Source organism: Legionella lytica (assembly GCF_023921225.1).
Classification (GTDB): Bacteria; Pseudomonadota; Gammaproteobacteria; order Legionellales; family Legionellaceae; genus Legionella; species Legionella lytica.
Genome location: NZ_CP071527.1, coordinates 738,370 through 747,130, shown reverse-complemented (window position 1 = coordinate 747,130; position 8,761 = coordinate 738,370). Strand labels below are relative to the sequence as shown.

Here is an 8,761-nt window from a genome sequence, read left to right as displayed (position 1 = left end):
ATAAATTAAATGCCGAGCTGTTTATTAAGAACGCTGCCATCAAGTAGGTATTGAGGTTTACAATATGTTTCCTTTATAAAAAACGTAATGAAAAAGCAAATAAGCAATCCAACCAGCAGAGTGGCAAAAGCTATTTGATACTCTTGTACCCCAAGAGCATGTACATTATTAAACAGGATATCTGCTCTCAATTTATCAAGTATAAACCCTACGATAGGTATCATAGCTGCCCCAATCATTACAGAGGCCATATTCGTCACTCCTAAAGCCATGCCAGTAAGTTGCCGTGGGTTTATTTCAGAGGCTAATGCATAGGAGACAACGATACCACTATTAAAAAATCCGTATAAAAAAAGAATGCCCGTATAAACTGTGGGGCTTAGTAACTCATGCATAGACAAAGAGCCACCATAAATAATGATAGTTAAAAAGATAAAGCATGCTATAGCACTTACACGCATGACTATCAAACGATTCTGCATTCGATCAGAAACCCATCCTAAAATCGGGCAGCCTATCGCCAGACCTATAAACATCATCCCTACTTCATGCCCAGCCGCTTCAATCGATATGCCTTGGCATCTACTGAGAAAGCTAGCTCCCCATTGCTCGCCGAAGCAAGCGCTCGGAGCATATAAAAGACCAATAAATAAGCAATTCAACCAAGATTGTGAATTGGATAAAATTAATTTGATGGATTGCCAAGTGTTCACTTCATGATGTGCATTGGAATTTTTGAGGGCAATTTGATTATATTTATTGTTAATAAATATAATCATAAGCAGTGAAATCAGTAAAAATAAAACGAAAAAACCATACATACTAGCACGCCAACCGAAAGAATGGTAGATAGCAGCCATGGGGCCTTGGCCGACCATAGCTCCCAGCATTCCAAATGCCTGGGTTAATCCGGCGAGGAAAGCGAAACGCTCAGGCTTAAACCAAAGTGAAATTAATTTCAATGTACCAACAAATGCAAATGAAGCACCAAAACCCGTAAGAAATCGGCTAAAAAAACCAATATATAAATTATTCATCTCTGCAAAAATAAGTGCACTTACCGCGCAAATTACTGAGGCCATAATAAGCAGCCATTTGGGGCTAAAACGGTCGACCAAGATACCAACCGGTATTTGCATGCTAATATAAGCATAATAAAAACATGCAGAGAATCCACCTATTGCAAATGCAGTCGCTTGAAATTTCTCCATAAGAACCGGGGTCAGAACGCTAGTAGAAACACGAAGAACATAATCAATAAAAAAGAAAAAAGCGCCTAAAAACCATACTACATAAGGCTTTCCATAATTGACCTTTCGTAAAGTCATATTTACCCTCTTAATTACAAATTAAAATACATAAAAACATACTACTGCAAATCATAAGAAGATCATTTGATATTAAATAACTAATTAATTATTTGAAATCGTTATTTTTACATCATGTCAACACTAATTGACTATTAAGAAAAAACTGACCTCTTCCAAAAATCAGAACAATGCCATATGTTATAATATACGTTGAACACGAAATAAATTTATTTTAACAACAATCATCCAAGCAAATATTATTTATATGCTGAAAAGAGTAGAACTAGAGTTGATAAGCTCCATTATAAACCAATTGATCATCAAACTTAAATATACTGTGACTCATCATCATATCCAGATGGAATGTATCATCTGCTTTCCCGCCTAACCCAAAATGTATCCCGCAATGTTTTTCTTCAAAACTGGCATTTTTACCAAATAGTTTTTTTATTCCTTCATTGGTACCTATTCCAATTTCATGAATTTGAAGATGATCTTCTGAATACTCAAAAAAATAATTTAAATCATTGCTTAATTCAATATTTGAGCTTGAAAATGATTCTACTTTACTGTTTTTAAAAACAAATTTTATGGGATCTTCTATTACTCCATATTTTAATCCAATAGGAATCATAGAAAGAAATGAACCTGTAAAATATAAGACCCCGTTAATTCCGGGCGAATATGAGGCGATTTCTCCCGGTATTATTTCACCGTAAGTAGTGCCATCAATACTTGTCCACGGATTGGTCTTTGCAAGATCGACAGTTACGTTCGTTCCAATATTATCGGTGATAGTCAATATTTTTGATTTTTCAGCCAGGCTAATTAAACTCTTATTTAACGATTTAATACGCTGTGGATTTACAGAATAAATATCAGGAAACTGCTCATACATATCATTTATGAAAATGACTTTTAAAGGGTCTTTCGAGAAATGCTGTGAATAAGCCTGCATTTCTTTAGAAAATCCTGGCTGCAAGTTTTGCCGTGTAAAATGGTCATAGAAAAATAAAACTCTGTCAGCTTCAGAGTAACCATCAATTATCTGTGATTGATCCTCTGATATGTCATAAAATCCGAGCACATCAAACTCGTTCATAAGTGAAGGGCGAAGTTCGTTAATAATTGAATGATATTTTTTTTCATATGCAACAATTATCTTATTACTTTTTTCATTAGGTAACTGATATTTTAAATAATAACTGAAATTGACACATGATGACTGATGATTTGAAATTCGATCCAAAACATTTACTCCCAAACACCCCGCTAAAACTTAACTTTGTCGTCCCCAATCAAAGATTTGCGGCAACTATTCAATAACAATATAAGATTGAGATACCAGTGAACTATTTGATGTTATTAACTTTCTCAGTTTACTACTCATACGTACGGTTTGATACCAAATTGACAAATCCATGCTTTTCTCCAAAAAATACCTAAACTAAGAAAATTCCCCCTAGTATAAAGTTAAGAGGGACTCCTGCCAAAATTCTAATCATTAGATATAGGAATGTCAATCAGACCATGAAGCAGTCTCATCTAAATTTCATAAAATATTACTGAAAAGAACTCTAACTAATTGACCTATTTCTGTTTTTTGAGAACATTAATTATGAATAAAATCAGCATTCACCAACACTTTAAAGGCTTAAAAGAGCCTCGAATAAATCGTATAAAATATCAATTAATCACTGTTATTTTAATCGTCTTTTGCGCCATATTGTATGGCGCGGAAGATTGGGTTAGGCAGGAACTTTCCTGGATTTATATAAAGAGGGGTTTAAACAGTTTTGGATATGAAACAAGATGGTACTATCTAGATGCATTTAATCGCGTGTTCGCTGTTTATTTCAACTCTTGCTATGTAATTTAAAATCAAACATAAGCACGTCTCATCTCGTGGTAAAAGCTCTACGTTACTGAGTGCAGAAAAGGGAGCAAAATAAAGCTCCCCCTAATTTTTAAAAAACTTTAAGACCATAGAACGCATTCTTGCTGTTTCAGATGGATTAAACTCTTTATAAACATCACTACCGATGTTTAAACACACGGTAACCTGCTCACCAAGCCCTTTGAGTAAATCAACTCCGGATAATTTAAGTAAGTTAATTTCAGTGGCAATTTCCTCAGCCCATGCATCAAGATAAGCTTTCTCAGTGAATACAGGAAGAAATAGCTCATTCCCCTCTTGAAAAAATAATACCCGAGGCTCTTCGCCTTCTGTATGTTTCTCTACAGGGATAATGAAGTTGGCTTTAATAAATTCCAGATAGGCTTTATTGGCTTCTTTTGAAGCTCCAGCAGTATTAAGCGCTTCTTTTATGGCATTGTCGAGTGCATTCATCAGAGTGATTTGATCCGGTAAAAGGCAAATTATAACCAAGTCTACCGCTGATGAATAGCTCTCAACTGAGTTAGTAGCCTGATTAGGCTACTAACTCAAATAATTGATAGCCAACGAACGCAGAGGCGGCTATTGCCCCACTGATTTCAATTACCAGTGATAAGAACCCATGCTTTTGGCAATATTGCTGATCGTTTGCAGCTATTTCTGGCTCTAATGAATCTTCTTCTTGTGAATACGCACTAATATCAAATAAAGGCTCATCACCAGATAACGCATCCCACCATCCTTCTAACCAATGCTCGGCTTCTTTAGATCCCTTAGGAAAAGGATTATCTTCCTCTGCCGCATAAGCTAACGCACACTCATATCCTAAGGCATAGCTCTCTTCATGGCTTGGATGATCAATGTTAAAACGTAATTTAATATGTGGTAGTAAGGCAGTAATGTCGTTCATGATTGTACCCTCAATTTATGTATCCTGTATGTATTTTCCCAAGCTCAACTGTGATACTCCAAGTTGTATTATTATTAAAGCTGTGTGCAATTCTTTATCTTTTCATGTCGATAATTTCTGCACTTAAAGCAATTTTACGACTTTAAAATACTAGTAACAGCCAAATTAGAAACCTTTACTCATTTTTGACAATTTCTTCAAAAACTATGTACTTAATTCTGTTTTATGATTTCTATATATATAGATGCAATTAGCAGGCCAACTTTTTTATTTTATGAAATTATTTTTTAAGATATTGAATAGTAGGGGTTTTATCTGAGTATAGGTCAGGCCCATAGGCCGATATTTTCCAATTGCTCTGAGCATTAAAGCCTCTGTTCTGCCTCCGGCCATGGGCCCGACCTACTCGAAGCCTGGAGGCAGCGAAGCGAAATCCGAGAATTTATGGAGACGGCGAATTCCTTAAAGTGAATCGACAGGCAAAATTACGTTGCCGACAAATTTTGCCGTTAGGGTGCCAGGCGATGGTGCTGCCAGCGTCCTTCTTGCCGGTAGTAATGAATTCGATCGTGTAAACGGTTGTCTCTTCCTTGCCAAAACTCAATCTCTTCAGGGATAACCATATACCCCCCCCAATATTCAGGTCGCAATACAGGTTCCTGCCCATATTGTTGAATTAAATCGTTTAATGATTGTTCCAACATTTCCCTGCTGGAAATTTCATGGCTTTGAGGTGATGCAATCGCGCTAAATTGGCTTTTTATGGGTCTTGATGAAAAATAAGTATTGGATTGCTCCTGGCTTACTTTCTGTACGTGCCCTCGTATGCGAACTTGTCTAGCCATTTGTGGCCAATAAAAATTAAGTGCTGCGTAAGGTTTATGTTGCAGCTGGATTGCCTTGCTGCTTTGATAGTTAGTGTAAAAAACATAATTGCCATCCTCCAAACCTTTTAATAAAACAACTCTGGAGTCAGGGTGGCCATTGCTATCTACCGTAGCAAGTACCATTGCAGTAGGATCATTGGTTTCATTTTTTAAAACATCGGCGAACCATAAGTGAAACTGTTCAATCGGATCATCAGGGATATTCTGGTCTTGCAGTTTTAATTCACCATAATCACGTCTTATATCAGCAATACTTCGAAAATTTGTCATGGTGTTACATCCATTTTGAAAAACACTGTTGCCTGGATGGGTTAAGGAGCCTATTTATTGCTGTAGGTTGGGCCGATGGCCCAACCTACAGCTCAAGATACCTTACCAGCCAGTTACCTCTGCAATTGCATCGCCTAAATCGGCAGGAGAACGAACAGTTTTTACGCCAGCAGCTTCTAGCGCAGCGTATTTCTCAGCGGCAGTACCTTTACCACCAGAAATAATCGCACCAGCATGGCCCATACGCTTACCCGCAGGTGCTGTAACACCAGCGATGTACGATACAACCGGCTTGCTAATATTAGATTTAATGTATTCAGCAGCTTCTTCTTCTGCAGAACCACCAATTTCACCAACCATAATAATCGCTTCAGTTTGTGGGTCTTTTTCAAATAAAGCTAATGCATCGATAAAGTTAGTTCCTGGAATTGGATCGCCACCGATACCGATACACGTACTTTGTCCAAAGCCTTTATCAGTAGTTTGCTTAACGGCTTCATAAGTTAAAGTACCTGAACGAGAAACAATACCTACTTTACCTGGTAAATGAATTGAACCTGGCATAATACCAATTTTACATTCACCTGGAGTAATAATTCCTGGGCAGTTTGGTCCAATTAAACGAGCTTGAGTATTGTTCTCTAAGTAAACTTTAACCTCTAACATATCAAGAACAGGAACACCTTCAGTAATACAAACAATTAACTTAATTCCTGCATCAGCGGCTTCAATGATAGAGTCTTTGCAAAATGGTGCTGGAACATAAATCACTGTTGCATCAGCATTGGTTGCTTCTACCGCATCACGCATTGTATTAAACACAGGCAAGCCTAAATGTGTTTGGCCACCTTTACCTGGGGTCACCCCACCAACCATACGCGTTCCATATTCAATTGCTTGCTCTGAATGGTAGGTTCCTTGCTTACCAGTAAATCCCTGGCATAGTACTTTGGTTTCTTTATTAACTAATACACTCATTGTTGACCTCGAAATTTAGTTTAAGCCTGCAGACTAATGCTGCAGGCAATCGCTCTATAGCAATCAATTAATTAAGCAACAGCTGCCACAATTTTCTTCGCAGCATCAGTTAAACTGGTCGCAGCAATTACGTTTAAATCACTCTTATTTAAAATGTCAGCGCCTAATTGAGCGTTATTTCCTTCCAATCGAACGACTACAGGGATCTTAACATCGACTTCTTTTACTGCAGCCAAAATACCATCAGCAATAAGGTCGCAACGAACGATACCACCGAAAATATTCACTAAAATACCTTTAACTTTATCGTCAGATAAAATAATTTTTAATGCTTCACTAACACGCTCTTTGGTTGCACCACCACCTACGTCCAGGAAGTTTGCTGGCTCACCACCGTGAAGCTTAATCACGTCCATAGTCGCCATTGCCAAGCCTGCACCATTAACCATACAACCAATTGAACCATCAAGAGGAATGTAGTTTAATTCCCAATCACTAGCGCGGTTTTCACGCTCATCTTCTTGCGATGTATCGCGCATGCCTTTTAATTTTGGTTGGCGGTATAAAGCATTGCCATCAATATTGATTTTTCCATCCAGACACAGTAATTGTCCTGATTTAGTAACAACTAATGGGTTGATCTCTAATAAGCTTAAATCACATTCAACAAACATTTTACCCAAGCCCATCATTAACTGAGTAAATTGTTTGATTTGGTCATCTTTCAGGCCTAATTTAAATCCAGCTTCACGACCTTGAAATGGCATAACACCAACTAATGGGTCTACAACTACTTTGAAGATTTTCTCTGGAGTTTCTTCAGCTACTTTTTCAATCTCAACGCCACCTTCAGTAGACGCCATAATGACTACACGGCGTGTTGCTCTATCCACAACCGCACCAAGGTATAATTCACGATCAATGTCACATGTTTCTTCGACCAATACGGCATTAACCGGTTGTCCATGCGCATCTGTTTGATAAGTTACCAGACGAGTTCCAAGTAATGCTTTAACTGCTGCAGCTAATTCATCACGGTCAGAAACTAATTTAACACCGCCCGCTTTTCCGCGGCCACCCGCATGTACTTGTGCTTTAACAACCCAACGTTTCGTTGATAATTGAGAAGCAACTTGTAGTGCATCTTCAACTGTATAAGCTACTTGGCCATTTGGTACAGGTAAGTTGTAGCTAGCAAATAATTGTTTGGCTTGGTATTCATGTAAATTCATTGCAATTACCTTTATAAAAAAGCAAAACCCGCAAACACGGGCTTGCTGTTAATTGTGATTATTAAACATTAAGTAAAAGACGAGCAGGATCTTCCAATAACTCTTTAACACTCACCAAGAACTGTACGGAATCTTTTCCATCAATTAAACGATGGTCATAAGATAAAGCGACATACATCATTGGACGAATAACAATCTCACCTTTCTCAACTACAGGTCGGTCTTCGATTTTATGCATACCAAGAATACCTGTTTGTGGTGGGTTAATAATAGGCGTTGCCAATAATGAACCGAACACCCCACCATTAGTAATGGTGAAAGTACCACCTTGCATTTCTTCCATAGACAATTTACCTTGTCGCGCGCGGCTGGCGGCATCGTTAATTGCCATTTCAATTTCAGCCATGCTCATTTGATCTGCATCACGGATCACGGGTACTACTAATCCGCGTTCAGTAGATACGGCAATACCAATATCATAGAAGCCATGATAAACCACATCTTGGCCATCAATAGATGCATTCACTGCAGGAAAACGCTTTAATGACTCAACCACTGCTTTAGTGAAAAACGACATAAAACCAAGTTTAACGCCATGCTTCTTCTCAAAACCGTCTTTATATTGAGCGCGCATATCCATTACCGCTTTTAAGTTAACTTCGTTAAAGGTAGTTAACATCGCGGCATTATGTTGCGCCTCTAGTAAGCGCTCAGCAATTTTTGCTCTTAAACGAGTCATTGGTACACGACGCTCTTCACGAGCTCCCATTGCCGCTACTGGGGCAGGGGCTGATTTGCTGGCTGCTGGAGCAGCTTTACCACGATTGGATTCAATATAAGAAAGAACATCGTCTTTGGTAATACGACCGTCTTTACCACTTCCTGGAATTTGACCTGGTTGTAAATCATGCTCTGCCATCATACGACGTACAACTGGACTGGTTGATTTATCTTCATGAGCACTAACCTCAGCGCTGCTTGCAGCAGCTTTTTCTTCAGGCTTAGTAGTCTCAGCAGCCGCAGGAGTTGTGGCACCTGCAGTGATTTTTGCTAGGAGTTGGCCCGAAGTTACAGTGTCTCCAGTTTGGAAAAGAATTTCACTGAGCACGCCGTCAGCAGGAGCTGGTACCTCAAGAACTACTTTATCTGTTTCCAGATCCAATAGATTTTCATCACGAGTAACTTTATCACCTACTTTTTTATGCCAAGCAGCTACAGTTGCATCAGCAACCGACTCAGGCAGTACAGGTACTTTAACTTCAATGGACATGGTTATA

Annotated in this window: 8 protein-coding genes; all 8 read right to left on the bottom strand. The window is 38.5% G+C overall.

What is annotated here, in order from left to right:
- Positions 1–5: 5 nt before the first annotated feature.
- The 8 genes from J2N86_RS03305 to odhB all read right to left on the bottom strand — a co-directional run bounded on the left by J2N86_RS03305 (position 6) and on the right by odhB (position 8,754).
- Positions 6–1,328 carry an MFS transporter gene (locus J2N86_RS03305; RefSeq protein WP_252580987.1) on the bottom strand — a complete coding sequence of 441 codons (1,323 nt, stop codon included), beginning with the start codon at positions 1,326–1,328 and terminating at the stop codon, positions 6–8.
- A 265-nt stretch (positions 1,329–1,593) separates the two neighbouring features.
- Positions 1,594–2,559, bottom strand: coding sequence for a M29 family metallopeptidase (locus J2N86_RS03300; protein WP_252580986.1), 966 nt, complete (start codon positions 2,557–2,559; stop codon positions 1,594–1,596).
- Positions 2,560–3,270: 711 nt separating this feature from the next.
- Positions 3,271–3,660 (bottom strand): SseB family protein, encoded by a 390-nt coding sequence (locus J2N86_RS03295; RefSeq protein ID WP_252580985.1) that lies wholly within the window; start codon positions 3,658–3,660, stop codon positions 3,271–3,273.
- Between the two features lie 82 nt (positions 3,661–3,742).
- Positions 3,743–4,117: a transmission trait enhancer LetE gene (locus J2N86_RS03290; RefSeq protein ID WP_252580984.1), complete on the bottom strand. Its 375-nt coding sequence runs from the start codon at positions 4,115–4,117 to the stop codon at positions 3,743–3,745.
- 509 nt (positions 4,118–4,626) lie between these two features.
- Positions 4,627–5,274 (bottom strand): pyridoxamine 5'-phosphate oxidase, encoded by a 648-nt coding sequence (gene pdxH / locus J2N86_RS03285; protein WP_252580983.1) that lies wholly within the window; start codon positions 5,272–5,274, stop codon positions 4,627–4,629.
- 102 nt (positions 5,275–5,376) lie between these two features.
- Entirely contained in the window at positions 5,377–6,252 is an 876-nt protein-coding gene (sucD, locus tag J2N86_RS03280; RefSeq protein WP_252580982.1) for a succinate--CoA ligase subunit alpha, read from the bottom strand.
- A 71-nt stretch (positions 6,253–6,323) separates the two neighbouring features.
- On the bottom strand, positions 6,324–7,484 hold the full coding sequence (sucC, locus tag J2N86_RS03275) for an ADP-forming succinate--CoA ligase subunit beta (RefSeq protein WP_133136627.1): 1,161 nt from the start codon (positions 7,482–7,484) through the stop codon (positions 6,324–6,326).
- 61 nt (positions 7,485–7,545) lie between these two features.
- The gene (gene odhB / locus J2N86_RS03270; RefSeq protein WP_252580981.1) at positions 7,546–8,754 is read right to left on the bottom strand and encodes a 2-oxoglutarate dehydrogenase complex dihydrolipoyllysine-residue succinyltransferase; all 1,209 of its coding nucleotides are present in this window, start codon (positions 8,752–8,754) and stop codon (positions 7,546–7,548) included.
- Between the last annotated feature and the right edge of the window lie 7 nt (positions 8,755–8,761).

What these genes read in the sequence shown, in the direction of transcription:
- odhB (WP_252580981.1), bottom strand. Translation starts at nt 8,754, where the DNA reads ATGTCCATTGAAGTTAAAGTACCTGTACTGCCTGAGTCGGTTGCTGAT.
- sucD (WP_252580982.1), bottom strand. Translation starts at nt 6,252, where the DNA reads ATGAGTGTATTAGTTAATAAAGAAACCAAAGTACTATGCCAGGGATTT.
- J2N86_RS03305 (WP_252580987.1), bottom strand. Translation starts at nt 1,328, where the DNA reads ATGACTTTACGAAAGGTCAATTATGGAAAGCCTTATGTAGTATGGTTT.
- J2N86_RS03290 (WP_252580984.1), bottom strand. Translation starts at nt 4,117, where the DNA reads ATGAACGACATTACTGCCTTACTACCACATATTAAATTACGTTTTAAC.
- J2N86_RS03295 (WP_252580985.1), bottom strand. Translation starts at nt 3,660, where the DNA reads ATGAATGCACTCGACAATGCCATAAAAGAAGCGCTTAATACTGCTGGA.
- pdxH (WP_252580983.1), bottom strand. Translation starts at nt 5,274, where the DNA reads ATGACAAATTTTCGAAGTATTGCTGATATAAGACGTGATTATGGTGAA.
- sucC (WP_133136627.1), bottom strand. Translation starts at nt 7,484, where the DNA reads ATGAATTTACATGAATACCAAGCCAAACAATTATTTGCTAGCTACAAC.